Below are 24,324 nucleotides of genomic sequence, written 5' to 3'. Positions count from 1 at the left end.
GGGCGGCGCCCCGTTCAGCTCCGGGCCTGGACGAGCCGCATCGCCTCGCGCATCGCCTCGATGTCCCGGTGGCGGGTGAGGTACATCTCATCCCCCAGGGCGCTGGTGAAGACGGAGGGCAGGGTGGTGTGCTGCAGGAGCGTCTCGCCCAGCCGCGCCACCACCTCCGAGTGCCCGTAGCGGTAGGTGCGGCCGGTGCGCCGGGCGATGTGACACACGTGGTACTTGGGCTCGTAGCGATATCCGCTCAGGTCCTCGCCGGTGATGAGGCGGGCCCACAGCCGGTACACGTCCGTGTCCCCCGCGTAGTTCATCATGTCCGTCACGAAGGCGCCGGGGGGCCGCAGGTTGGCCTCCAGCGCGACGAAGCTGCCGTCCTCGAGGCGGAAGAACTCCAGGTGGAACCAGCGCTCGCGCAGGCCGAGCGCCTCCACCATCTTGCGCCCCATGTCGTCGAGCGCCGAGGGCAGCTGCCGGTGGCTCCAGATGGCCAGGTCGCGCTGCTCGAGCACGGACTCCATGATGCCGTCGCTGTACTCGTGGCTGGTGGTGAAGACGATGTGGCCGTTGCCGTCCACGAGCCCGTCATAGGTGACGATGGTGCCCTTGACGAAGGACTGGGCCACGTAGCCGGCGAGCGATGGCCCGCGGAAGGCCTCGTCCACCTCCGCCTCGCTGGACACCTTGAAGGTGCGCGCGGCGCCCACGCCCACGTCCGGCTTGAGCACGAGCGGGTAGCCCACGCGGCGGGCGAAGTCCTTCACCCCGGCCGCGTCGCGCACGGCGATGGCATCGGGGTGGGGCAGGCCCGCCTGCTTGAACAGGTCATGCATGCCCAGCTTGGAGCGCAGCCGGGCGATGTCCGCGGGCAGCAGGCCCGGGACGTGGAAGGCCTCGCGCAGGTGCGCCTCCACCTCCAGCCACGTCTCGTTGAGCGAGTCGATGCGGTGGATGCGCCCGTGCCGCCAGGTGAAGTAGCCCACGGCGCGCACCAGCGCCTCGGTGTCGTGGAGGTTGGGGGTGAAGAAGTACTCCGACAGCGACTCGCGCAGCTCCCGCCGCAGGGCATCATAGGGGCAGTCCCCCAGACCCAGGACGTTGACGCCCCGTTCGCGCAAGGCGGCCACGAAGTGGAAGAAGTGGGGCGGGAACTGGGGCGAGATGAAGACGACGTTCATGGCGGGCCCTTGACGGCGACTCCTTCGGGAGGGGGGAAGGGTGCACGATACCCGACTTTTTCCAGTCTTACAGGGGAGAGTTGACGCGAGGCGGCATGTCCGCCGGGTCGCTCCCTTGCGCCTGCCCGCTCGCGAGTTACCGAGACTTGACACTCCCTTGGGGCCAGCGTTAGTTAGTTTCCCGTTACTAACTATCTCGGCCGAGGAGCTGCCCAAGAGGGCGGGGCCTGCGGGAGTGACGGTATGCGGAAGTTTCATCTTCATCGACAGGGCAGGGCGTTCCAGGGCGTGGTCGTGGGCGGGCTGGTGCTGACGTTGGGCGCGGGCTGTGGGTCGCGGGTGGACGCGGCGGAGAACAAGCCCCAAGCCGCGGCGCGTCAAGCCGCCGCGGAGAGCGCGGTGAAGGCGGACACGGTGCCGGTGGGCGAGCAGAAGGTGCCGCGCTTCCTCACGCTCACCGGCTCGCTGCTGGCCAACGAGGACTCGGACGTGGCCGCGGGGGTGACGGGCAAGGTGCTGTCCGTGCACGTCGAGCGCGGCAGCGTGGTGAAGAAGGGGGACGTGCTGGCGAAGCTGGACGCGCGCGCCTCCTCCGCCAGCCTCGAGGAGGCCCGGGCGCAGGTGGTGCAGGCCAAGAGCCAGCAGGTGCTGGCCAACGCCGACTGCGAGCGCAACGAGAAGCTCTTCGCCAGCGGCACCATCTCCGCGGCGGATCATGATCGCGCCCAGGCGCAGTGCCGCAACGCGGCGGCCCAGGTCGCGGGCACCCAGGCGCGCCTGGCCCTGCTGGAGATCAACGTGGCGGACGCCTCCATCCGCGCGCCCTTCGACGGCGTGGTGGCCGAGCGCGCGGTGTCCGTGGGCGAGTACGTCCAGCCGCCCTCCAAGATCGCGACGCTGGTGTCGTTGGATCCGCTGCGCCTGCAGCTGTCGGTGCCGGAGTCCTCGGCGGCGTTCATCCAGAAGGATCAGCCGGTGGAGTTCACCCTCACGGCGGCGCCCAACGTGGTGCACAAGGCCAAGGTGACGTACGTGGGCGCGGGCCTGCGCTCGGGCAGCCGGGACCTGGTGGTGGAGGCGCTGGTGCCCAACAAGGAGCGCGCGCTGCTGCCGGGCCAGTTCGCCACGGCGCGCGTGCAGCTGGGCGAGCAGCCGATGCCGGTGGTGCCGCGCACGGCGCTGGTGGACGAGGGCGGGCGGCGCAAGCTCTTCGTGGTGAGCGATGGCCGGCTCGAGGAGCGCTTCGTGCAGGTGAGCGAGGGCTCTGGAGACGAGGTGGGGGTGATGGCGGGCGTGCGCGTGGGTGAGCGCGTGGTGGCGGTGGCGCGGCCGGAGCTGCGCGACGGCGTGAAGCTGCAGTAGTCCGAGGGTCTCGATCCATGCAATGGCTCGCCAGTATTTGTGTCCGTAAGCCCGTCCTCGCGTCGGTGCTCATCCTGCTGATTCTCGTGCTCGGCGGCGTCGGCTACTCGAAGCTCACCGTCGATCGTTTCCCCAAGCTGGACTTCCCCACCGTGGTGGTGGTGACGCGTCTGCCGGGCTCCGCCGCCGAGGAGATGGAGACGGACATCACCGACAAGGTCGAGGAGGCGGTCAACACCGTCGCCGGCATCGACGAGCTGTCCTCCATCACGTCCGAGGGCGTCAGCACGGTCATCATCACGTTCGTGCTGGAGAAGGACGTGGACGTGGCCGTGCAGGAAGTGCGCGACCGCATCAATCAGATCGCCTACGAGCTGCCCAAGGACGTGGAGACGCCGATCGTCCAGAAGTTCGATCCGGACGCCGTGCCCGTCATCATCCTGTCCCTGCAGTCCAACCGGCCGGTGCGGGAGATCACCGAGTACGCGGACCGCGTGCTGCGCCGCCGGCTGGAGACGGTGCAGGGCGTGGGACAGGTGTCGCTCATCGGTGGCACCAAGCGCCAGGTGAACGTGTGGTTGGATCCGGTGAAGATGCGCGCGGCGGGCGTGAGCGCGGCGGAAGTGCAGCGCGCCATCGCCGGTCAGAACATGTCGCTGCCGGGCGGCAGCATCGAGACGGGTCCGCAGAACCTCACCCTGCGCCTGCGGGGCCGCGTCACCAGCGTGGAGGAGATGGGGCAGCTCGTGCTGCGCGAGAACGGGGGCAACATCCTGCGCGTGCAGGACGTGGCCCGGGTGGAGGACGGCCAGGAGGAGGCGACGACGGCGGCCCGGCGCGATGGCAGTCCGGCGGTGCTGCTGTCCATCCGCAAGCAGTCGGGTGAGAACACCGTGTCGCTCGTGCAGGAGGTGCGCCGGCGCGTGGGCGAGCTCAACGCGACGCTGCCGCCGGGCTACACGCTGGACGTGGTGCGCGACAACTCGGAGACCACCATCACCAGCGTGCACGCGGTGCAGGAGCACCTCATCCTCGGCGCGTTCTTCGCCGCGCTCGTGGTGCTCCTGTTCCTGGGCAGCTGGCGCAGCACCGTCATCTCCGCGCTCGCCATTCCCGTGTCCATCATCGGCACCTTCGGGATGATGCAGATGGCGGGGCTCAACCTGAACACCATCAGCCTGCTGGCGCTCGCGCTCGCGGTGGGCATCGTCATCGACGACGCCATCGTGGTGCTCGAGAACATCCACCGCTTCATCCACGAGAAGAAGCTCAAGCCCTTCCCGGCCGCCATCCTGGCCACCAAGGAGATCGGCCTCGCGGTGCTCGCCACCACGCTGTCGCTCATCGCGGTGTTCCTCCCGGTGGCCTTCATGGGCGGCATCCCCGGGCGCTTCCTGGCCAGCTTCGGCTGGACGATGGCCTTCTCCATCGCCGTGTCGCTGGTGGTGTCCTTCACGCTCACGCCCATGCTGTGCGCGCGCTGGCTGGTGGGCGGCGCGGCGGGGCCCGACCATGGGCATGGCCGCAAGCCGCTGCTCGAGCGCATCACGGACAAGGTCTACTCGCCCATCGAGCGCGCCTACGAGCACGCCCTGCGCTGGGTGATGGCGCACCGCTGGGTGGCCGTGGTGGCGTCGGTGGCCGCGCTGGGCTCGTGCGTCCCCCTGGCGAAGTCGGTCCCCGCGGGCTTCCTCCCCAAGAGCGACGAGGCCCAGTTCCAGGTGTCCCTCCGCACGCCGGAGGGCACGAGCATGGAGACGACCCTCCTGGAGGCCGAGCGCGTGGCGCGGGAGATCCGCGAGACGATTCCGGAGACCACCTCCACGCTGGTCACCATCGGTGACAACACGGACAAGACGCCCAACGTGGCGGCGCTCTTCATCAAGATCGTCAACCCGGATCAGCGCACCGATACCCAGGACGACATCATGAACCGCGTGCGCCGGGACATCACCTCGAAGCTGCCCAAGGAGTACCGGGTGAGCGTGACCAACGCGCCGTTGTTCGGCGGCGGTGGCACCCAGGCCGCGGTGCAGTACGTGGTGCGCGGGCCCGACTTCGACGAGCTGGGCAAGCAGGCCACGATCCTCATGGAGAAGCTCAAGAGCATCGACGGCGTGGTGGACGTGGACAGCAACCTCATCATCGGCAAGCCCGAGGTGAGCGCGTACATCAACCGCTCGCGCGCCGCGGACCTGGGCGTGCAGGTGTCCGACGTGGCCACCACCATGCAGATGGTGGTGGGTGGCCTCGAGGTGTCCAACTACGCGGAGGCCGGCAACCTGTACGACGTGCGGCTGCGCGCCGAGCGCGATGCGCGTGACAGCATGGAGGCGCTCTCGCAGCTCACCGTGCCCTCCACTCGCCTGGGCTCCGTGCCGCTCACGGACGTGGTGACGCTCCAGCGCGAGGAAGGCCCCTCGCAGATCAACCGCATGAACCGTCAGCGGCAGATCATGATCAGCGCCAACACGGTTCCGGGCGTGAGCACCGGCCAGGTCGTCGAGCAGTTCAACAAGCTCATCGCCGACACGCAGATGCCGCCGGGCTACTCGGCGGCTCCCGCGGGCATGTCGCGCGAGATTGGCCGCACGTTCCAGAACTTCATCGTGGCCTTCGGCATGGCCTTCGTCTTCATGTACCTCATCCTCGCGGCGCAGTTCGGCTCGTGGATCCACCCCATCACCATCCTCTTGTCGCTGCCCCTCACCGTGCCCTTCGCGCTCATCTCCCTGGTCATCTTCAGGCAGCAGCTCGACATGTACTCAATGCTCGGCCTGCTGGTGCTCTTCGGCGTCGTGAAGAAGAACTCCATCTTGCAGATCGACCACACCAACCAGTTGCGCGGCGAGGGACTGCCGCGGCTGGAGGCCATCGTCCACGGCAGCAAGGACCGCTTGCGCCCCATCCTGATGACCACGTTGTCCTTCGTGGCGGGCATGCTCCCGCTGCTGTTCTCCCGCGGCGTCGGCGCGAGCTTCAACCAGGCCACCGCTGGCGTGGTGGTGGGTGGCCAGACGCTGTCGCTGGTGCTCACGCTGCTGGTGACCCCCGTGGCGTACTCGCTGATGGATGACGCGTCGTCGTGGTTCAACCGCAAGTTCGGCTCCAAGCGCACGCCCGAGGAGACGGGCGAGGCCGAGGTGGAGCGGGCCTATGGCGGCGACACCCTCGCCGAGCTGCGCCCGGCGCACGGCAAGGAGGCCGCATGATCTCCCTGCTCACGGTGATGTCCCTCGCCCTGGGGGCCGCTGAAGCCGCTGAAGCCACCGAGCCCACGAACCAGCCGGTGCTCACGCTCAATCAGGCCCTCGAGGAGGCGCGCGAGAAGAACCTGGACCTGAAGGTGGCGCGCGCCCGGTTGGATCAGGCCCTGTTGCAGACGCGCCGGGCCTGGGCCGGCTACCTGCCCACCATCACGGTGGGTGGCAGCTACACGCGCAACTCCGCGGAAGCCGTCTTCGCGCTGCCCGGCGGTGGTGAACCGATCACCATCCAGCCGTATGATCAGCTCGGCGCCCAGGCCGAGGTGCGCCAGGCCATCATCGCGCCGACGCTGTGGCCCGCCATCCGCAACGCGGGCATCGCCCAGGAAGTGTCCACGCTGAACACGGAGTACTCGCGCCGGGAGATCCTCTTCGGCGTGACCCAGGCCTACTTCAGCGCGGCGAGCCTCCAGGAGGCCATCCGCGCCACGCAGTTCCTCCTGGAGGTCAACCAGGCGCGCGAGAAGGACACGCAGACCCGCTTCGACGCGGGCACCGTCACGCGCGTGGCCCTGTTGCGCGCGCAGCTCGACCGGGCGCGCGCCGAGCAGGATCTGATCCGGGCGCGCAACTCCTATGACTCCGCGCGGCTGGCGCTCGCCACGCTCCTGCAGCGCGAGTCGCCGAACTTCTCCCTGCAACTGCCCGAGGTGCCCGAGGTGCCGGCGGTGGACCAGGAGCTGTCCCGCAAGGCGCAGGATGCGCGTCCGGACGTGCTCGCCGCGCGGCGCAACCTGGACCTGGCGGTGGGCCGCCGCACCGGCGCGTGGTTCGCCTACCTGCCCAATGTGGGCTTCTCGGGCGTCTACCGGGTGACCAACGCCGCGGGCTTCACGGGCCAGGCGGGCACGTGGACGTTGACGCTCAACGGCTCGTGGACGCTGTGGGACGGCGGTCTGCGCGAGGTCGCCCTGCGCGAGGAGTCCGCCCGGGTGGCCGAGGCCTCCGCCCTGCAGACCCAGGCGGAGACCCGGGTGACCCAGGAAGTGGCCACGGCGCGGCTGGATTACGACAACGCCCGCTCCAACCTGTCCAAGGCCGAGGAGGCCCTGGCGCTGGCGCGTGAGACGCAGCGGCTCACGGAGATCAGCTTCAAGGCGGGCGTGGCGACGTACCTGGAAGTGGCGGACGCCAACTCCGCGCTGACCAACGCCGAGGTGAGTGCCATCTCCGAGCGTTTGCAGACCTCGCTCGCCGCCCTGCGGCTGCAGCGCGCCGCCGGCCTCTTCGCCGCGGACGTGAAGGACTGATGTGCCCGGGACTCCGCTCGCCCTCGTGGTGAGCGGAGTCCTCGTCTTTCTTCAGGAAGGCCCGGCGGGACGTGCCGCCCGTCCGGTGAGGATCGCCTCCAGCCGCGCGTAGCGGCGCACCAGCCGCGCGTAGTCCGCGGGGCGGATGTCGCGCTGCTCCAGGGTGCGGATGAGTGCTTCCCGCTCCGCCAGGTAGTCCGCCGCGCTCAGCCCACAGCGCTGTTCCACGAGCCGTGCCGCCTCCTCCTCGGGCAGCTCGGGGGAGATGCCCAGGCGCTCATGCATGTGCCGCCGCAACTGGCGCCCCAGCTCCGGCACCAGCTCCCGCTCCACCCGGGCACGCCGCGCGAGCCAGCCCAGGGAGCGCACGTACTCGAGCGACGAGCGGTGCCGCTCTTCCACCAGGGGCCGGGGCGTACCGAAGCGCGTCCCCCGGGACACCGCGTAGAGCAACCCCACCGCCAGCAGCTGCGCCGCGAAGAGCCACAGGGCCCGGGCCGACGGGGGCTCCCGGGCGGGCTCCAGTCCCTGGTGGTACTCGTCGAAGCCGAGGGGCCCGCGCACCGCCAGCGCGTCCCAGAAGCGCAGGTTGTCCAACATCTCCAGCCGCCGGTTCTCCGCCAGATCCGTCCCCGCCAGCACGTACACCGCGCCGCGCCCCTCGGGCACCCGCCACGCCACCGCCATGCCCCGGGCCCCCGCGAGGGGCACCGCCTCGGGCCGGTCCACCGTGAGGCCCTGATCCAGCGACACGCGCAACCTCTCCAGCTCCTTCGTCGCGCCCACGGGCCCCCAGACGCGCACCGTCGTTCCCGTGAGATCCTTCTCCCCGGGCCGCAGCCCCTCGGCGTTCGCGGGCACCAGGGGCGCCTCGGACAACGGAAGCCAGTCCTCCAGGGCCGAGGGCCGCAGCCCGGCCTCCCTCGACGCGAGGTAGACGAGGGTTCCGCCCCGGGACACCCACTGGCGCAGGGCCCGGGCCTCGGCGGGCGTCATGGACCGGCCCAGGGGCGTGGCCACCACCAGCGTGCGCAGCTCGTCGGACAGCGGGGCGCCCTCGAACGACTCTCGAAGCGTCGACACCCGGGCTCCCGACTCCTCGAGGTACAGGTACAGCGCCCGGAGCCCCAGGGCCCCTGGGTTGTCCACCGAGGGCCGCGTCGAGGGGGGCGCTGCCTGGTTCGTCGCGAGCCCCAGCGCGAGCGCCAGCGTCACCAGCACGCCGTAGAAGGCCACCCACCGGGCCGTCTTCATGCCGTTCCTCCCACGAGGCCCTGGTGCAACCGCTCCACCTCGTCCACGAAGCGCGCCGCGTCCTCGGCGGGCACGGGCTCGAGCGAATAGAAGGCCCGGTCGTACCAGCGCACCAGCCGCTCCACCTCACCCGTGACGTGGGCGGGAGCGCCTCGTCCCGGCAGCTCCTCCACCAGCTCCCGGTTCGTCCTCACGCGATCCGGTCTCGCCAACCGCCGCGACTCCAGCGAGGACAGCAGCGCCAGCAGCCCCTCCCGGATGGCCGAGCGCGGCTGGGACGCCAGGGCCGCCCGGGCGCGCTTCAGGTGCTCCCCGGGCGGATCGAGCCGCATCGGGACGGGCGCCGCGTCCGGGCGGCCCGCTCGCTTCGTGGGTGCCCGCCGCCAGGAGCGCAGGCGCAACGCGGTGAGGAGCACCACCGCGATGCCCAACACCAGCACCAACGTGCGCGTGCTCGTCGCGAAGCTCTGCGCGCCCCGCGTCTGCAACAGCTCCTCCAGCCAGCCGCGCACCATGCGCAGCAAGCGCTTGAGCACGTCTCCCTGGCGTTGCCGGGCCTGGGCGAACTCGGGCCGGGAGAGGATCTCCTCCAGCCGTGCCCGATCGGTCGTTCGCGCGGAGGCACTGGCGTTCTCCTCCTCGAGCGGGGTGCAGACTCCCTGGAGACGAACGCGGACCGTTTCCACGTGCTTGGAGGGCGTGTCGTCGCCGGGCGCGCGTAGCGGCAGACCCTGCCACCGGGCCTCCAGCGCCTCGAGGGCGCCTTCCACCGCCTCGGGCTCGCTCCGGGCCAGCTCGGAGAGTTCCTGGAGGTCCCGCTCGGCGTCCGGGCAGGGCAGGGCCGCGAGCCACAGCAAGGCGAGCCCGATTCTCATGCGGCCCCCACGGGCTGGGCGAGGGAGGGCGTGGAGGCGTCCAGACGGCGCTCGATGTCCAGGCCCTCGCGGCGCACGCGCATGTCCAGGTAGAGCATCGCGTACACGACGAGGCCCAGGGGGTTGAGCACCGCCTGTCCCACCACCTGCAACAGCTCCGCGGGGATGAGGATGAACTGGGGCGCGAGCGAGAGCAGGGGCTGGCTCGGGTCGCGGTAGGCGAACTGGATGACGAGCGCGGGCAGGCCGAACAAGGCGCTCACGGCGAGGAGGATGAGCGACACCACGGTGACGAGCAGCATCGCCCGCACCGTCACCCGCCCGATGAAGCCGGGCTCCACCCGGCCCGAGAGCAGCTCGCCCGAGCGGCGGAAGGAGCGCGCCGCGGGGAGGTCCTCCATGGCGAGCACGGGCGCGAGCAGGGAGAAGCGCAGGAGGTACCAGAGCAGGGCGCCCACGAAGCCCAGCGACACCACGATGACGCCGCCGATGAGCAGGGCCGCGCCCGCCAGTTGCGGCGCGCCGCGGCCCGCCTGGGCGACGAGCACGCCGCCGCCGCCGAGCATCAGCCCGCCCGGCAGCATCATGAGCAGGAGGATGCCCATCCCCCACAGCAGCGAGAGCAGATAGGCGCCGGTGAGGGCGCCCAGCCGTTTCCAGGCCCGCTGGAGGCTGGACGCCGGAGCCGCCTCGTCCCCGAGCTGGGTGGGCACCACGTAGCGCGCCACCACCAGGGTGTTGAGGTAGTAGAGCCAGAGGGACACCAGGAAGACGCCCCCGAGCGACACCCCGGTGCGCAAGAGCGAGGCGCTCAGCTCCTCCAGGTCTCCACCGCGCGTCTGGAGCACGAGGTTCTCTTGGAGTGTCAACTGGAGGACCTTGGTGAGGATGTAGGTCGTCAGGTTGAAGCCGAGGCTGAGGAGGAAGAGGGGCCGGAAGTGCCTGCGCCAGAAGGTGGCGGAGCGGTCGATGATCTCACCGAGCGCGAGGGGTCGCAGGTCCGAGAGGGGAGGGCTCACGGGGGGAGAGCATACCCGCTGGCCCTTGGCGGGAGGGCGCGGCATTCTGCGCGGCCATGGGACGCATTTTCGAGACCCGTAAGACGACGATGTTCGCCCGCTGGAACAAGATGGCGAAGCTGTTCACGCGCATCAGCAAGGACATCGCCATCGCGGTGAAGGCCGGAGGCCCGAGCCCGGACAACAACCCCGCCCTGCGCCGGGCGCTGCAGAACGCCCGCCACGGCAACATGCCGAAGGACAAGGTCGAGGCGGCGATCAAGCGCGCGAGCGGCCAGGACGTGAAGAACTACGAGGTGGTGCTGTACGAGGGCTACGGCCCGCACGGCATTCCCATCATCGTGGAGACGGCGACGGACAACGTGGTGCGCACGGTGGCCAACGTGCGCCATGCCTTCAAGGATGGCGGCGGCAACATGGGCAACACGGGGAGCGTGGGCTTCCTCTTCCAGCACATGGGGGTGTTCCGCCTGTCGCCCGAGGGGGTGGATCAGGACGCGCTGGAGCTGGATCTGATCGACCACGGGTTGCAGGAGATGGGCGAGGGGACGGGCGAGAAGGGGGAGAAACAGCTCATCATCCGCTGTGCCTTCAACGACTTCGGCCGTCTGCAGCACGCCATCGAGGAGAAGGGGCTGTCGCCCTTGTCCGCGGAGTCCGAGTACATCCCCCTGAACCCGGTGACGCTGCCCGAGGAGCAGGCCCAGGAGGTGCTCAAGGTGGTGGACAAGCTCGAGCAGGACGAGGACGTCCAGCGGGTGTTCCACGGCCTGGCGTGACGAAGTTGCCATCACTCTTCGCAGAGGGTCCTGCCCGGGTCTTCCGGCCCTGGGCGGGAGTTCTCCTCTCTACCGTGCCCCTCATGTCCTGCCACGTGGGCATGGGGGGCCACGTCGTACCGAGTCATTACGCGCAATCCTTCGACTCGGCCTCGAGTTCCTGCAGGACCAACCCGGCGCTCTGCGTCCAGGTGGCGGGTGAGGAGACGGTCATCCCTCGCGCCGGGCAACGGCTGGCCGAGTTCGGTACTGCGGTTGGCACGATCCGGGCGGCATTGGGTCCCGAGCAGGAGGCTCGCATCAATCAGGTGCTTTCGGAGTGCGCCAACGAGGCTCGCTTGAAGGTGCTCCTTGAGCACATGGATGGCAAGAGCCCCACTCCGGTGGAGTGTGACGAGAAGAAGAAGTTCGGAGGCAAGGTCAGGACGCGAGCCCAGTTCTTTGGCGAGGAAATGCACCGGGCCGCGTTCCAATGCGTCCAGGAGAAGCTGAGCGTGTTGCGCCCGGGTGGCTTCAGCCTAGAGCCTCGTTACCGCTACGACCAGCGGACCAGACAGCGCGAGTTGATCAGCGCAGAGGAGGAGCAGGCCCTGCTGGAGGAGGGATGTTTCAACGAACTGAAAGGCACGATCAAGCCAGACGTCGTCATCCACTCGGGTGATCCGCTCCAGCCGCAAGCCGTCTATGACTACAAGTTTCCTTGTAAAAACACGGACAAAGCCTTTTGGTGCCAGTATGCCCAAGGGCCGTATGCTGGCCTCTGGCAAAACGCCGTATACAAGGAAATATTGGGTATACAACCCCATCAGGTTCTTCCATGGATAGGAGTTGTGCCATGAGAGAGTACGCGCCTCGCATTCGCCTCAAGGCTCAGGCTGGATTCGGCCTATTGCGCGACAGCCTGAACTTTTCTTTTTTCATCCGGCACTCCCACCAGGAGATAGCGCGCGGGGTGCTTCGTTCCCTGGAGATATACCTTCAGGCGGTGGGACCCCGGGCGCTCGGCAAGTACTTCGATGAAGAAGGGTACATGCAGGATCTCAATGATGTCGAGTGGAAGCGCATCCGGCGTGAATTGCTTGAGGCTGAATGGCCCATGTTCATGCTGCGAGATGAGTCCAGCAGCGAGGACCGGTATGGATTTGAATATGCCGGTAAACCGCTTGGCACTCCGTCCTTGGCAGACAAGCCGGATGCGGCATGCGCGGTGAGCTTCTGGCTCCCCACCGAATACCTGGAGGAGCACGGCCCGGAGCGGGTGCGTGAGCTGGCATTGCAACTGGCCGCTCCGCTCCCTTTTTGCTTTGGACAGGCGGGCCTCGCCTTCAACGGCGCCACGAACCTGATGGGCGTCATGCGGTTAATCCACCAGCGGTGCTTCCGCTACCCGGGCATGGACATTCCTGATCTGGGCTGGCTTTCGTGGCGCCTGGGGACGAAGGTACGCGGCCCCTCGTGGATGACCTTCCTGGGCCAGCCGGTGCTGGGTGAACTGGGTGGTGCGACGCAACTGCGTTCCCGCCTGTCCTCACCGGGAACCACGGTCCAGGAAATGGAAGGGGAGCGCGCCGTCGTCACCCTGGGTCCATGGCCAGACGCGGGAGACACCGAGCAGGGCCGCACGCTCCCCGCCTATCGCGAACTGGCACGCGTGCTGGAGCCCTGGCTCTATTACGACACTCACAATTACGGATTCGAGTTCCCTTCCGAGGACGTACGCCGCTGGGAACGCCGCTTCCTCGATTAGGGTATACGAAACAAATGCACCCATGTGGATGACTGCATCGACCAGGGAGCTAATTTCCGCTGCGCGGGGTCGATTCCTGCCGTTGCGGCGAGCGGCTCATTTTGTTCAACGACTTGCTGTTCGCGGACGAAGACGTGCAGCGGGTGTTCCACGGCCTGGCGTGACGAAGTTGCCATCACTCTTCGCAGAGGGTCCTGCCCGGGTCTTCCGGCCCTGGGCGGGAGTTCTCCTCTCTACCGTGCCCCTCATGTCCTGCCACGTGGGCATGGGGGGCCACGTCGTACCGAGTCATTACGCGCAATCCTTCGACTCGGCCTCGAGTTCCTGCAGGACCAACCCGGCGCTCTGCGTCCAGGTGGCGGGTGAGGAGACGGTCATCCCTCGCGCCGGGCAACGGCTGGCCGAGTTCGGTACTGCGGTTGGCACGATCCGGGCGGCATTGGGTCCCGAGCAGGAGGCTCGCATCAATCAGGTGCTTTCGGAGTGCGCCAACGAGGCTCGCTTGAAGGTGCTCCTTGAGCACATGGATGGCAAGAGCCCCACTCCGGTGGAGTGTGACGAGAAGAAGAAGTTCGGAGGCAAGGTCAGGACGCGAGCCCAGTTCTTTGGCGAGGAAATGCACCGGGCCGCGTTCCAATGCGTCCAGGAGAAGCTGAGCGTGTTGCGCCCGGGTGGCTTCAGCCTGGAGCCTCGTTACCGCTACGACCAGCGGACCAGACAGCGCGAGTTGATCAGCGCAGAGGAGGAGCAGGCCCTGCTGGAGGAGGGATGTTTCAACGAACTGAAAGGCACGATCAAGCCAGACGTCGTCATCCACTCGGGTGATCCGCTCCAGCCGCAAGCCGTCTATGACTACAAGTTTCCCTGCAAGAACACATCCGAATTTGGTTGGTGTCTGTATTCTCGGGGTCCGTACGCGGGTCGCAGGCAAAACGCCGTGTACGAGGAAGTCCTGGGTACGCGACCCTCCCAGGTCCTTCCATGGATAGGAGTCATCCCATGAGCAATCACGTTCCACGCATTCGCCTCATGGCACAGGCCGGATTCAGCCTGCTTCGCGATAGTCTGAATATTTCTTTCTTCATCCGGCACCCTCACCAGGAGATAGCGCGCGGAGTACTTCATTCCCTGGAGATATACCTTCAGGCGATGGGACCCCGGGCGCTCGGCAGGTACGCCGATGAAGAGGGCTACTTTCAGGATCTCAATGATGCCGAGTGGAAGCGCATCCGGCGTGAATTGCTTGAGGCTGAATGGCCCATGTTCGAGCTCCGAGATGAGTCCAGCAGCGAGAGTCGGTATGGTTTTGAATACGCTGGTAAACCGCTCGGCTCTCTGTCCTTGTCCTTGACGGATGAGCCGAATGCGGCATGCGCGGTAAGCTTCTGGCTTCCCACCGAATACCTGGAGGAGCACGGCCCGGAGCGGGTGCGTGAGCTGGCATTGCAACTGGCCGCTCCGCTTCCCTTTTGCTTTGGACAGGCGGGCCTCGCCTTCAACGGCGCCACGAACCTGATGGGCGTCATGCGGCTAATCCACCAGCGGTGCTTCCGCTACCCGGGCATGGACATTCCTGATCTGAGCTGGCTTTCGTGGCGCCTGGGGACGAAGGTACGCGGCCCCTCCTGGATGACCTTCCTGGGTCAGCCGGTGCTGGGTGAACTGGGTGGTGCGACGCAACTGCGTTCCCGCCTGTCCTCACCGGGAACCACGGTCCAGGAAATGGAAGGGGAGCGCGCCGTCGTCACCCTGGGTCCATGGCCAGACGCGGGAGACACCGAGCAGGGCCGCACGCTCCCCGCCTATCGCGAACTGGCACGCGTGCTGGAGCCCTGGCTCTATTACGACACTCACAATTACGGATTCGAGTTCCCTTCCGAGGACGTACGCCGCTGGGAACGCCGCTTCCTCGATTAGGGCAAGCGTGCCTCCCGGCTGGCTCCGCGCACTCGGGCTCCATCCCCGCGTCCCTTCTCGGGTATAGTCACCTACCATGCACTCCGTCCGCAGTCGGCTCCTGGCCGCCTTCCTGGTGCTCGCGCCGGGCCTTCCGGCCCTCGCCGCCGAGCCGTCCGCCTCCGCGGCCCCCACCGCCATGGATGCCCCCACTCAGGCGCCCTCGGGCCTCCACGGTCATCGCTATGCCTTCGTCGGCGGGGGGGTGTTGCTGCTGGGCGGCATCGGCTTTGGCTACTTCGCCCAGGGCGAGGCGGCTCGCGCCCGGAACCTCGCCTCGGCGAGCGAGTCCAGCGCCGCGCTGGGCCGCGCCCGCGCGCAGGCCGCCACCGCCAACGTGCTCTACGGGCTCGCGGGGGCCACGCTCCTCTACGGGCTCGTGTTGGAGCTGCTGCCCGAGCCCGCCGCCGAGAAGGCGAGTCTCACCTTCCACTTCTGAGAGCAGACACCATGCGCCTTCCGTTCACCCCCGGGCTCCTCGTCTGCGCCGTGGCGGCCTCCGGGTGTTTCATCTCCGAGAACCCCGTGCCGCCCCAGGTCTGCGCGCAGGACGCCGATTGTCCCTCCACCCACCGCTGCGTCACGGTCTCCGAGGGCGAGCGCCTGTGTGAGGTGCTCTATCCGCCCGCGCCCCTGGACTTCGATGCCGGGAGCCCCCCCGACGCCGGGCCCGCGCGCACCCCCACCTGGTGCAATGACATCCAACCGGTGATGGCCGCCAACTGCGTGTCCACGTGTCACGGCGCGACGACGACGGGCAGCGGCCACCCGGAGTTCCGGCTCGACGTGTACTCGTCCGCCTCGCCCAAGGGCGCGCTCGAGATGGCCGAGCTCATCAAGGTCCGGACGGTGGATCAACGCAACATGCCGCTGGGCGTTCCCCCCACCTCTCTCTCCGCCGAGCGCGATCTCATCAAGCGCTGGGTGGCGGCCGGCTCCCCCTTCTGCGACGACGCGGGCACTCCCTAGGGTCATCATGAAACGCATCCGCTCGAGCATTCTGGCCCTGGGGACCGCCATGGCCACGGGCTGCACCATCGAGGCCCCTGATTTCACCGGCAAGTCGTGCGCTGCCGCGGCCGACTGTCCCGCGCCCTTGACCTGTGTCGCGGCACGTCCGGGAGAGGGGCGCACCTGCGAACTGCTACGGGGGCCCGGAATCGCCGAGCCGCCTGGCGGGCCGGTGCCCACCTGGTGCAATGACATCCAACCGGTGATGGTGGCCGGGTGCGTGGCCGGGTGTCATGGCGCCTCGGGCATTGGCCCCAAGGGCTTCCGGCTCGACGTGTACGAGGGCGATGGGGGCGTGCTGGGTGCCCGAGACATGGCGGCGCGCATCAAGGCGCGCGCCGTCACCGAGCGCAACATGCCGCCTCCGGGCAGCACCGAGTTCACCGAGGAGCAGCGGGTCCTCCTCGACCGGTGGGTCACTGGAGGCGCGCCCCTGTGTGGAGACGAGGGGACGGCCGACGGGGGCACTCCGGATGGGGGTTCTCGCGACGGTGGCGCCTAGCGCCCGCCCGCCGCCTCTCGTGGCGGCAAGGGCCGTCTTCCTCCACTGGTAGAGCAGGCGGGCACCCGAGCCGTTGTCGGCCGGGCTGGCCCCATATGTTCCCGGTGTGTCTTTGGCAAGTCTGTACATCCCGGGGACAGGGTCCCAGTTTTCTGCCACGCGGGGGGGGAGGGTTCCCGCGCTCAGAACCGAAAGGTTCTCACGCAACCAACAAAAGGAGCGGCACATGCGGAAGCTGATGGCGGCGGTGATGGTGGTGTCGGGTCTGGGGCTGGTGACGGGGTGCGAGCGCAAGGGCGACGTCCAGCGGCAGCAGGAGAACGTGGCCGAGGCCCAGCGCGAGGTGGCCGAGGAGCAGCGCGAGGCGAGCCAGGACATCGCCGCCACCGCCCAGGACAAGCAGGAGGACGTGGCCGAGGCCCGTCAGGATCTGGCCGAGGAGCAGAACAAGCTCGCCGACAAGCAGTACGAGCAGCTCTCCGATAACCAGGATACGGCCACGGGTGGCAGCGGCATGGTCAGCGACAAGCAGGCGAAGCTGGAGGAGGTGAAGGGCACCATCCAGTCGGCGTCGGGCAACAACCTCACGCTCATCGTCCCCGACAAGGACAATCAGCTCATGCGCTTCAAGTCGGACTCGCAGGTGAAGGTGATGCGTGACGACAAGGCGCTGTCCCTGTCCAACCTCAAGGCGGGTGACGAGGTCCGCGCGTCCTACCAGATCGACCCGAATGGCCAGATGCTGCTGCGCAGCGTCGAGGTCACCAAGACGAGCGCCAAGAGCCTGCCGGACATGCCCGACACGGCCAAGTAGCGCTTGATGTCTGGAAGACAGCACGGCCTCCGCTCTCGGGCGGGGCCGTGTTTTTTTATTCACCGCACGCGCTCCCGGGCATCCTGTTCGAGGGGGATGCGTGCGTGCGTGTGCTCGTGCGTCAAGGCTTCTCCTGATGGGGGGCGGAAGCCAGTTTTCTTTCAGGGCCCATGGAAAGGGACCGTGTCGGGGAACAAAACCTGAAAGGGAATGGCACATGCGTCAATGGATGATCGCGGCAGTGGCGGTGACGGGGCTGACCCTGACGATGGGGGCTCAGGGCGTGGCTCATGCCCAGGGGCAGGAGCGCGGCACCATGCAGGCGGACCGACCCATGAACTCAGGGGCAACCTCGGGCCGGGGGCCTCTCGATCGGATGCTGGCGCCATTCGAGGATGAGACCGGGGCCTCCGTCGTCACGCTTCCGACGCCGGGCTGGAGCAACGACAACCAGGCCACGGGCCAGGGTCAAGGTCAGGGCTCGGGTCAGGGCCAGGCCGCGGGTCAGGGCCAGGGCACGGGCGGCAGTGGCATGTTCAGCACCGACACGTTGCAGGAGAAGGGCGTCATCCGCTCGGTGTCGGACAAGGGGATGACGATCTCCGTTCCCAAGAAGAATCGCATCGTGACCCTGCGCGTGGATGATCAGGTGCAGTTGCTGCGCGATGACCAGCCCCTGGCCCTGTCGAGCCTGCAGGTGGGCGACGAGGTGCGGGCCACCTATCAGTTCAATGAGGATGGGGACAAGGTGCTGCGCGGCCTCGAGGTGACCAAGGAGCGCGCCGAGCAAGCCAAGAAGAAGAAATAGGGTGCCCGCGCGGCGCGGGGGACGGACATCGCGTCCGCTCCCGCGTGCCCCGCGAGGAATGCTTGAGCTGGAGCGCGCGAGGCCCGAGACTCACAGGCCATGCTTCCCTCGATGCAGGATGTGATGGAGTTGCACCGGCGCTGGTGCATCGCGGACGGGCACGCGGACTCGCTGATGTGGAATCGCGACCTCTGCGAGCGCTCTTCCGAGGGGCACGTGGACTTTCCCCGCCTGCGCGAGGTGGGGATGAAGTTGCAATGCTTCACGATCGTCACCCGTGGCTTTCCCTTCATCGGCGGCTTCGAGACCTTCGCCCTGATGCGCGGGTGGCCCCGGGCGGCCCGCGCGAGTGAATGGTCGCGCGCCCTGTGGCAGATCGAGCGCCTGGAGGAGTTCTGCCGCCGCTCCGAGGGGCAGGTGGGCATCGCCACCACGGGACGCGCACTGGAGGACAACCTCGCGCGGGGGCGGCTGTCGGCCGTGCTCGGCATCGAGGGCGCGCATGCGATCGAGGGGCGGGTGGAGCGCGTGGCGGAGCTGCACCAGCGCGGTGTGCGCTTCATGGGGCTCACGCACCTGTCCAACAACGAGGCGGGAGGCTCCTCCTTTCCGCTGATGGGCAACCGGCCCCTGTCCCCCCTGGGGCATGCGGTGCTGGAGGAGATGGCGCGCGTGGGCATGGGGGTGGATCTGGCCCACGCCTCCGAGCGGACGCTGACGGACATCCTCGCCCACCCCACGGCCCGTGTCTTCTCCTCCCACACGGGGGTGCGGGGCGCGGGGGGGGGCTGGCGCAACCTCTCGGACGAGGTGCTGCGGGGCATCGCCCGGCGCGGCGGCGTGGTGGGCATCATCCTCGCGCCCGTGTACCTGGGGGGAGACGCCCTCGATGATGTCGTGCGCCACATCGAGCATGCGCTGGACGTGATGGGGGAGGAGGGGGTGGGGATCGGCTCGGACTATGACGGCATGGTGGCCCTGCCCAAGGGCATCCACGACGTGACGGACCTGCCCAAGCTCACCCAGGTGCTGCTGCGCCGGCACCCCGAGGCGCTCGTGGAGCGCGTGCTCGGCGGAAACTTCCGGAGGTTCTTTCGCGAGACCCTGGGCGGTTGACTTGGGTTGACCGGACCCCCGGCGCCTGGGATCGTCCCGCGCCGTGATGAATCGCACCTGGGTCCTCTCTTCGTTGCTGCTTGGCTCCTTCCTCCTGTCCGCGTGTGGCGCCAAGGCGGGCGATGCGTGCAAGGACAGCTCGGTGTTCAGCTGTGCCTCCGAGAAGGAGGCGCTGGAGTGCCGCAACGCGCAGTGGCGCGCGCTGCCGTGCCGGGGAAGCGAGGGGTGCGACGAGGCCTCGGGCAAGGTGGTGTGTGACATGCGCGGCAGCGTCGAGGGGGATGCGTGCGCGCTCACCGCCGAGGGCCGGGGGTTGTGCACGGAGGATGGCAAGGGCGTGCTCGAGTGCCGCATGGGCACGCTGGTGCGCACCCGGACGTGCGGCACGTGCACCATGGACAACGCGCTCGTCAGCTGCGTGCCGTGAGCCCGGGGCTCACAGCTCCGCCAGGAAGCGCTCGAGCACGGCGTTGAAGGCCTCGGGCCGCTCCTGGTTGGCCAGGTGGCCCGCGTCCGGGATGATCTCCAGCCGCGCGCCGGAGATGAGGTCCGCCATCTGCCGGGCCTTGTCCGGCGGGGTGAGGGCGTCCTTCTCGCCCACCACCACCCGCGTCCTCGCGCAAGAGCGCCATGCTGGCGTAGCCGCCCATGGACACGCCGCCCACCACCGCCGACTCCACGCCCAGCGCGAGCAGCACGGGCGCTCCGCGGCCCTCGTCGCGGTAGTGCAGGGGGACGCCCTCGACGGTGAGGGTGGGCATGGGTGCTCCCGGGAAGAGGGGTTAGAGCCAGTGCTTGCGCCGGAACCAGAACATGAGCCCCGTGGGCAGGCCGACCACCGACAGCATCATCAGCCAGAAGAAGCCCCGGTGGGACAGGAAGTCGAAGTTCTGTCCGAAGAAGCCCGTGATGAAGGACAGGGGCAGGAAGATGGTGGAGAAGATGGTGAGCTGCTTGGTGATGTCGTTGGTGCGGTTGGCCACCATGGACAGGTAGCCGTCCATCACGTTGCCCAGCAGATCCCTCCCGGAGTCGATCTGCTCGTACAGCCGCACCAGGTGATCGTACACATCGCGGAAGTAGAGCACGGTGCGCTCGCTCACGTTGGGGATGCCCCGCCGCACGAGAAGCCCCACCACGTCGCGCTGGGGCGAGAGCACCCGGCGCAGTGTCACCAGCGCGCGTTTCATCGCGAAGACGCGCTGCAGGTGCTCCGGCTGGGGGTTCTCGAAGACCGCGGACTCCAGGTCCTCCAGCTCGTCGTTGAAGCGGTCGAGGATGGGGAAGTTGCCATCCACCAGCGCGTCCGTGAACAGGTAGAGCAGCACGTCCACGCCGCGGCCCAGGGTGGCCTCGGGATCGGCGCGGATCCGCTGGCCCACCGCCTCCAGGCCCGGAAAGGGCAGCTCGTGCACGGTGATGATCCAGTCCGGGCCGAGGAAGAAGTGGTGCTCGTGCAGCGTCAGCTCGCACACCTCGTCCGCGAGCGCGGTGAACCCCTGGAGCACGATGAACTGGTGGTTCGGGTACTCCTCCAGCTTGGGCCGCTGGTCCAGGTGCAGACAGTCCTCGATGGCCAGCCGGTGCAGGCCGTAGCGCTCACCCAGCCGCGCCATCACCTCCTCGCTGGGTTGGAGGACGTCGATCCACTTGCGCCCCGGCTGTTCGAGCAACTCCTCGCCTCCGGTGAGGACGCGACCTTCGTTCAGCAGCAGGACCTGGATCATGCGCGCGAATGCATAGATCGCACCCCCGCCGAAGTCGAGTACAGTGGGAGGCGCCGTGTCCGCCGATACCTCGCCCCCGCCCGCGCTGTCTCCCCGGCTCGAAGAGCTCCTGCACTCCCTCTCGGATCAGGCTTTCGCCCAACGCATGCGCGAGGTGTACGCGGCCGCGGGCCAGGCGATTGTCCGCCTGAGCGATCTGGATCTGCTGAAGTACGAGTCGGCCAGCGTGGAGGACAGTCCGGATCTCTCGCTGTGGGAGGAGATGGCGCCCGTCATCCGGGACACGGTGATGGACGTCAACCGGCTGCTCAACGTCATCCGCGAGCAGTGCGCGTCGCGGCCAGCGGCGAGCGCCTCGGGGGGGGAGGTGCCCCTGCAGGCCAGCGTGGAGGCCCGGCGCGCCAAGGACGCCACCGAGCTGCTCCAGGGCTGGATGCAACAGCTCGCCCAGGGCATCACCCAGCTCGGCGAGACGATGCGCAACCCCGCGGTCGTGTCGGACCGGTGGACGCTGCTGGCGGAGATCCAGCGGCTGCGCGAGCGCTTCCGTGAGCAGATTGGCAACCTCGTCTTCGAGTCGGCCAGTGCCTTCGGGCCGGTGACGCGGCAGCAGGTGGTGCCCGGACACGAGGCGGAGGTGCAGGCGGCGGTGATGGTGCGGGCGATCGTGGCGGACCTGTCGCGCATCGTCGCGGCGCGGCTGGGCCGGGTGCGCGAGGCCGAGCCCGAGGACGTGCAGTGGAACGCCCAGCAGTTGCAGACGGAGCTGGATGCGTTCGGGCGCACCGTGGCCTACCGCCACCTGCGCGCCCAGGACAAGCGGCAGATCATCGAGCTGCGCGGCCGGGTGGGCAAGCTCGCCCTCCAGGCGTCGCTGCCCAAGCAGGAGCTGCTGGCGCTGATGGAGGAGCTGGATGGCTTCGTGCGCTCGCTCTCCAGCGTGAACAAGCGCCAGATGCTCATCGCCCATGACCGCGAGGTGTGGGCGGGGTGCGGCGTGCGACTGGAGCGGGCCGTGGGGTTGTTGGGCACGGAGCCCTCCGCGGCGGCTCGCACCGTGGCCGAGGCCGCCGCCAGCGCCCAATCCCTCTACGGGCGTGATCCCTCGCTCGACGCCTTCCTGCGCAAGGCGCGCAAGACGCAGCTCGCCCAGCTGTCCGTCCCCGAGCTGCGCACCACGATCGAGTCCCTCCAGTCGCTCCTGGCCGGCCTGGACGTCCTCTGAACCTGGACGCCGCCCGAAACCCGGGTGGTTCAGACACGAATCTTTCCACTGCGGTTTCAATTATGTATATGGCCTGTACGCAGGGCCCGGAGACGTGTGTGCCCAAGGGGGTGTCCTGATTCAGGACAGCCTGTAGCGGATTCGGACACCCAAAATGGAGGGGTGTTAATCACCTTGAATTCCTGGGGTTTTTTTTCGAGGTGTAAGAAGGTTTTACGACGCGGTGCGGAAAAGGCGTGACATTCACGCTCCACAGCGACTCGCCGGGAGAGTTCACAAGACTGTCATTCCCAGGCTTTGGCGGCTGGCCCGGTTCCTGCTCATGGGGAGTGGGCGTGTGACGGCATCCCCGCTGTCGCCCAGGAGGAGTCCCCCCAGTGACTCGTATTCGCTTCCTTGCCGCTGCGTTGCTCGCCCTTCCCCTCGCCGCCTGCGAGGTCGACAACACCCAGCTGCCCGAGGAGAAGTTCGATGAGGCCGCCGACCTCGGCGACATCAAGGCCGCGCTCGCGGCGCTGCCCTCGGCCCAGGTCGCTGGCCAGGAGGCCAACGGCATCCCCTTCATGATCACCGGCCAGCTGGGCAAGGCCGACGAGGTGCAGGGTCTGGCCGCTGGCGCCGGTGGCCGCGTGAGCAAGGCGCTGCCCGGCATCGCCGCGGCGTTCCGCCTGAACTCGGCGGACCTGGTCGCCAAGCGCTCGCGCACGGACGAGCAGGGCGTGACCCACATCCGCTACGGCCAGACGAAGAACGGCCTGCCCGTGGTGAACGAGGAGCTCGTCGTCCACATCGGCCGGGACAACACCATCATCGCGGCCAACGGCACGGCGCACGACGGTGAGATCGCCCCCGCCCGCGCCAGCATCTCCGAGGAGGCCGCGAAGGTGGCCGCCCTGGACAGCACCACCGGCCGCCACCTGCAGGTGGACGGCATGCGCCTGGTGTACGTGCGTCCTTCCTCCGACGCCAAGCTGAAGCTGGCCTATGAGGCCACGGTGAGCGGCGAGGGCCTCGACCTGCCCATCAAGGACGCCGTCTACGTGAGCGCCCTGGATGGCTCCATCCTCGCGCGTCACTCGAAGATCCACTCGGCGCTCAACCGCAAGGTGTACACGGCCAACAACGGCTCCAGCACCCCGGGCACGCTCAAGCGCTCCGAGGGTGGCGCGGCCACGGGTGACGCCCACGTCGATGGCAACTACGACAAGCTGGGTGAGACGTACAACTGCTACAAGAACAACTTCGGCCGCGACTCGCTCAACAACGCGGGCGCCACGCTCATCAGCACGGTGCACTACAGCCGCAACTACACGAACGCCTACTGGGACGGCACCCAGATGGTGTACGGCGACAGCGATGGCGTGCAGTCGGCTCCGCTGGGTCTGTCCGGTGACGTGACCACGCACGAGCTCACCCACGCGGTGACCGAGAACGAGTCCAACCTCACCTACTCGGGTGAGTCCGGTGGCCTCAACGAGGCGCTCAGCGACATCTTCGGCGCCTACTGCGAGAGCTACGCCTCGGGCACCTGGGCCACCACCAACGCGGTGTTCATGGTGGGCGACGACGTGTGGACGCCGAACACCGCGAACGACGCCCTGCGCTACATGTACGACCCGGCCAAGGACGGCGTGTCGCACGACTACTGGACCACCAGCACCAAGAACGTCGACGTGCACTACAGCTCGGGCGTGGCCAACCTGGCCTTCACGCTGCTCTCCAAGGGCGGTACGCACCCGCGCGGCAAGTCCACCATCAGCGTGCCGGCGCTCGGCGTGCAGAAGGCCGGCGCCATCTACTACAAGGCCAACACCGAGTACTTCACCGCCTCCACCAACTACGCCCAGGCGAAGACCTACCTCGAGCAGGCCGCAGCGGCGCTCTACGGCGCGGGCTCGGCGGAAGTGGCCGCGGTGACGGCCTCCATGCAGGCGGTGGGCGTCGGTGGTGCCACCACGCCTCCCAAGACCGTCTACCTGAACCAGACGAACCTGAGCGCGGCCACCAATGCCTCGCTGAGCTACTCCCTGTCCGTGCCGGCCAACAAGGCGCCCACCTTCGAGATCTCGGGTGGCACGGGTGACGCGGACCTCTACGTGCGCGCGGGTGCGGCTCCGACCACGACCACCTACGACTGCCGTCCGTACAAGACCGGCAACGCCGAGGTGTGCGACCTGGCTGCGAAGACGACGACCACCACGTTCTACGTGCTGGTGCGCGCCTACAGCTCCTTCTCGGGTGTGACGCTGAAGGGCAGCTACTAGTCCCTCACGAGCACTTGAGCTGAAGATGAACCCCTGGGAGGCCCCGCCTCCCGGGGGTTTCGTTCTTGCGGGCCTTCCCGCCGGGCCGGGAAGGGGGGTGTCCTGATTCAGGACAGCCTGTAGCGGATTCGGACACCCCAAATGAAGGGGTGCTAATCACCTTGAATTATT

22 protein-coding genes and 1 pseudogene are annotated in these 24,324 nt (G+C 68.2%); 17 read left to right on the top strand and 6 right to left on the bottom strand.

From position 1 onward, the window contains the following. Positions 1-14: 14 nt before the first annotated feature. Positions 15-1,178, bottom strand: coding sequence for an acetyl-CoA carboxylase biotin carboxylase subunit family protein (locus tag F0U63_RS27455; protein WP_395834036.1), 1,164 nt, complete (start codon positions 1,176-1,178; stop codon positions 15-17). A 243-nt stretch (positions 1,179-1,421) separates the two neighbouring features. Here F0U63_RS27455 and F0U63_RS27450 point away from each other — a divergent pair, with 243 nt between their 5' ends. From F0U63_RS27450 to F0U63_RS27440, 3 genes are read left to right on the top strand one after another with little or no spacing between them, the layout of a single operon-like run. Next, entirely contained in the window at positions 1,422-2,540 is a 1,119-nt protein-coding gene (locus tag F0U63_RS27450; protein ID WP_395834034.1) for an efflux RND transporter periplasmic adaptor subunit, read from the top strand. A 17-nt stretch (positions 2,541-2,557) separates the two neighbouring features. Continuing rightward, the gene (locus F0U63_RS27445) at positions 2,558-5,752 is read left to right on the top strand and encodes an efflux RND transporter permease subunit (RefSeq protein WP_395834032.1); all 3,195 of its coding nucleotides are present in this window, start codon (positions 2,558-2,560) and stop codon (positions 5,750-5,752) included. Continuing rightward, positions 5,749-7,056 carry a TolC family protein gene (locus F0U63_RS27440; protein WP_395834030.1) on the top strand — a complete coding sequence of 436 codons (1,308 nt, stop codon included), beginning with the start codon at positions 5,749-5,751 and terminating at the stop codon, positions 7,054-7,056. The genes F0U63_RS27445 and F0U63_RS27440 overlap by 4 nt, the downstream gene beginning before the upstream one ends. A 51-nt stretch (positions 7,057-7,107) precedes the next feature. Here the strand turns inward: F0U63_RS27440 and F0U63_RS27435 are convergent, their stop codons facing one another. Genes F0U63_RS27435 through F0U63_RS27425 form a run of 3 tightly spaced genes read right to left on the bottom strand, consistent with a single transcriptional unit; the run spans position 7,108 to position 10,204 of the window. Continuing rightward, positions 7,108-8,310 carry a DUF4350 domain-containing protein gene (locus tag F0U63_RS27435; protein ID WP_395834028.1) on the bottom strand — a complete coding sequence of 401 codons (1,203 nt, stop codon included), beginning with the start codon at positions 8,308-8,310 and terminating at the stop codon, positions 7,108-7,110. After that, entirely contained in the window at positions 8,307-9,185 is an 879-nt protein-coding gene (locus F0U63_RS27430; RefSeq protein ID WP_395834026.1) for a DUF4129 domain-containing protein, read from the bottom strand. The genes F0U63_RS27435 and F0U63_RS27430 overlap by 4 nt, the downstream gene beginning before the upstream one ends. After that, positions 9,182-10,204 (bottom strand): hypothetical protein, encoded by a 1,023-nt coding sequence (locus F0U63_RS27425; protein WP_395834024.1) that lies wholly within the window; start codon positions 10,202-10,204, stop codon positions 9,182-9,184. The genes F0U63_RS27430 and F0U63_RS27425 overlap by 4 nt, the downstream gene beginning before the upstream one ends. Before the next feature lie 56 nt (positions 10,205-10,260). Between F0U63_RS27425 and F0U63_RS27420 the strand changes: the two genes are divergently transcribed. The 12 genes from F0U63_RS27420 to F0U63_RS27365 all read left to right on the top strand — a co-directional run bounded on the left by F0U63_RS27420 (position 10,261) and on the right by F0U63_RS27365 (position 19,364). After that, positions 10,261-10,983 (top strand): YebC/PmpR family DNA-binding transcriptional regulator, encoded by a 723-nt coding sequence (locus F0U63_RS27420; protein WP_395834022.1) that lies wholly within the window; start codon positions 10,261-10,263, stop codon positions 10,981-10,983. A 74-nt stretch (positions 10,984-11,057) separates the two neighbouring features. Next, positions 11,058-11,822, top strand: a complete 765-nt coding sequence (locus F0U63_RS27415; RefSeq protein ID WP_395834019.1) for a hypothetical protein — start codon at positions 11,058-11,060, stop codon at positions 11,820-11,822. Continuing rightward, positions 11,819-12,730 (top strand): DUF3396 domain-containing protein, encoded by a 912-nt coding sequence (locus tag F0U63_RS27410; RefSeq protein ID WP_395834017.1) that lies wholly within the window; start codon positions 11,819-11,821, stop codon positions 12,728-12,730. Before F0U63_RS27415 ends, F0U63_RS27410 begins: the two co-directional genes overlap by 4 nt. A 238-nt stretch (positions 12,731-12,968) precedes the next feature. Further along, entirely contained in the window at positions 12,969-13,733 is a 765-nt protein-coding gene (locus F0U63_RS27405; protein WP_395834015.1) for a hypothetical protein, read from the top strand. Continuing rightward, positions 13,730-14,647 (top strand): type VI immunity family protein, encoded by a 918-nt coding sequence (locus tag F0U63_RS27400; protein WP_395834013.1) that lies wholly within the window; start codon positions 13,730-13,732, stop codon positions 14,645-14,647. Before F0U63_RS27405 ends, F0U63_RS27400 begins: the two co-directional genes overlap by 4 nt. 76 nt (positions 14,648-14,723) lie before the next feature. Next, entirely contained in the window at positions 14,724-15,125 is a 402-nt protein-coding gene (locus tag F0U63_RS27395) for a hypothetical protein (RefSeq protein WP_395834011.1), read from the top strand. An 11-nt stretch (positions 15,126-15,136) separates the two neighbouring features. Further along, positions 15,137-15,655 carry a hypothetical protein gene (locus F0U63_RS27390; RefSeq protein ID WP_395834009.1) on the top strand — a complete coding sequence of 173 codons (519 nt, stop codon included), beginning with the start codon at positions 15,137-15,139 and terminating at the stop codon, positions 15,653-15,655. Positions 15,656-15,662: 7 nt separating this feature from the next. Beyond that, entirely contained in the window at positions 15,663-16,199 is a 537-nt protein-coding gene (locus F0U63_RS27385; RefSeq protein ID WP_395834007.1) for a hypothetical protein, read from the top strand. Between the two features lie 226 nt (positions 16,200-16,425). Further along, entirely contained in the window at positions 16,426-17,013 is a 588-nt protein-coding gene (locus F0U63_RS27380) for a hypothetical protein (RefSeq protein ID WP_395834006.1), read from the top strand. 217 nt (positions 17,014-17,230) lie between these two features. Continuing rightward, the gene (locus tag F0U63_RS27375) at positions 17,231-17,821 is read left to right on the top strand and encodes a hypothetical protein (protein WP_395834004.1); all 591 of its coding nucleotides are present in this window, start codon (positions 17,231-17,233) and stop codon (positions 17,819-17,821) included. A gap of 111 nt (positions 17,822-17,932) precedes the next feature. Continuing rightward, positions 17,933-18,937, top strand: coding sequence for a dipeptidase (locus F0U63_RS27370; protein WP_395848431.1), 1,005 nt, complete (start codon positions 17,933-17,935; stop codon positions 18,935-18,937). Positions 18,938-18,983: 46 nt separating this feature from the next. Beyond that, positions 18,984-19,364, top strand: coding sequence for a hypothetical protein (locus tag F0U63_RS27365; RefSeq protein ID WP_395834002.1), 381 nt, complete (start codon positions 18,984-18,986; stop codon positions 19,362-19,364). 9 nt (positions 19,365-19,373) lie between these two features. Here F0U63_RS27365 and F0U63_RS27360 read toward each other — a convergent pair. Then, positions 19,374-19,586 (bottom strand): annotated as a pseudogene (locus F0U63_RS27360) (alpha/beta fold hydrolase); the annotation flags it as partial. Between the two features lie 133 nt (positions 19,587-19,719). Continuing rightward, on the bottom strand, positions 19,720-20,664 hold the full coding sequence (gene corA, locus F0U63_RS27355) for a magnesium/cobalt transporter CorA (RefSeq protein ID WP_395834000.1): 945 nt from the start codon (positions 20,662-20,664) through the stop codon (positions 19,720-19,722). 55 nt (positions 20,665-20,719) lie between these two features. Between corA and F0U63_RS27350 the strand changes: the two genes are divergently transcribed. After that, the gene (locus F0U63_RS27350) at positions 20,720-21,889 is read left to right on the top strand and encodes a hypothetical protein (RefSeq protein WP_395833998.1); all 1,170 of its coding nucleotides are present in this window, start codon (positions 20,720-20,722) and stop codon (positions 21,887-21,889) included. Between the two features lie 377 nt (positions 21,890-22,266). After that, positions 22,267-24,153, top strand: a complete 1,887-nt coding sequence (locus tag F0U63_RS27345) for a M4 family metallopeptidase (protein WP_395833996.1) — start codon at positions 22,267-22,269, stop codon at positions 24,151-24,153. Positions 24,154-24,324 lie beyond the last annotated feature (171 nt).

This window comes from Cystobacter fuscus (assembly GCF_044360685.1).
GTDB classification, from domain to species: Bacteria; Myxococcota; Myxococcia; order Myxococcales; family Myxococcaceae; genus Cystobacter; species Cystobacter fuscus_C.
The sequence above is the reverse complement of the archived record's forward strand: the minus strand, read 5'-3'. Positions and strand labels throughout refer to the sequence as shown.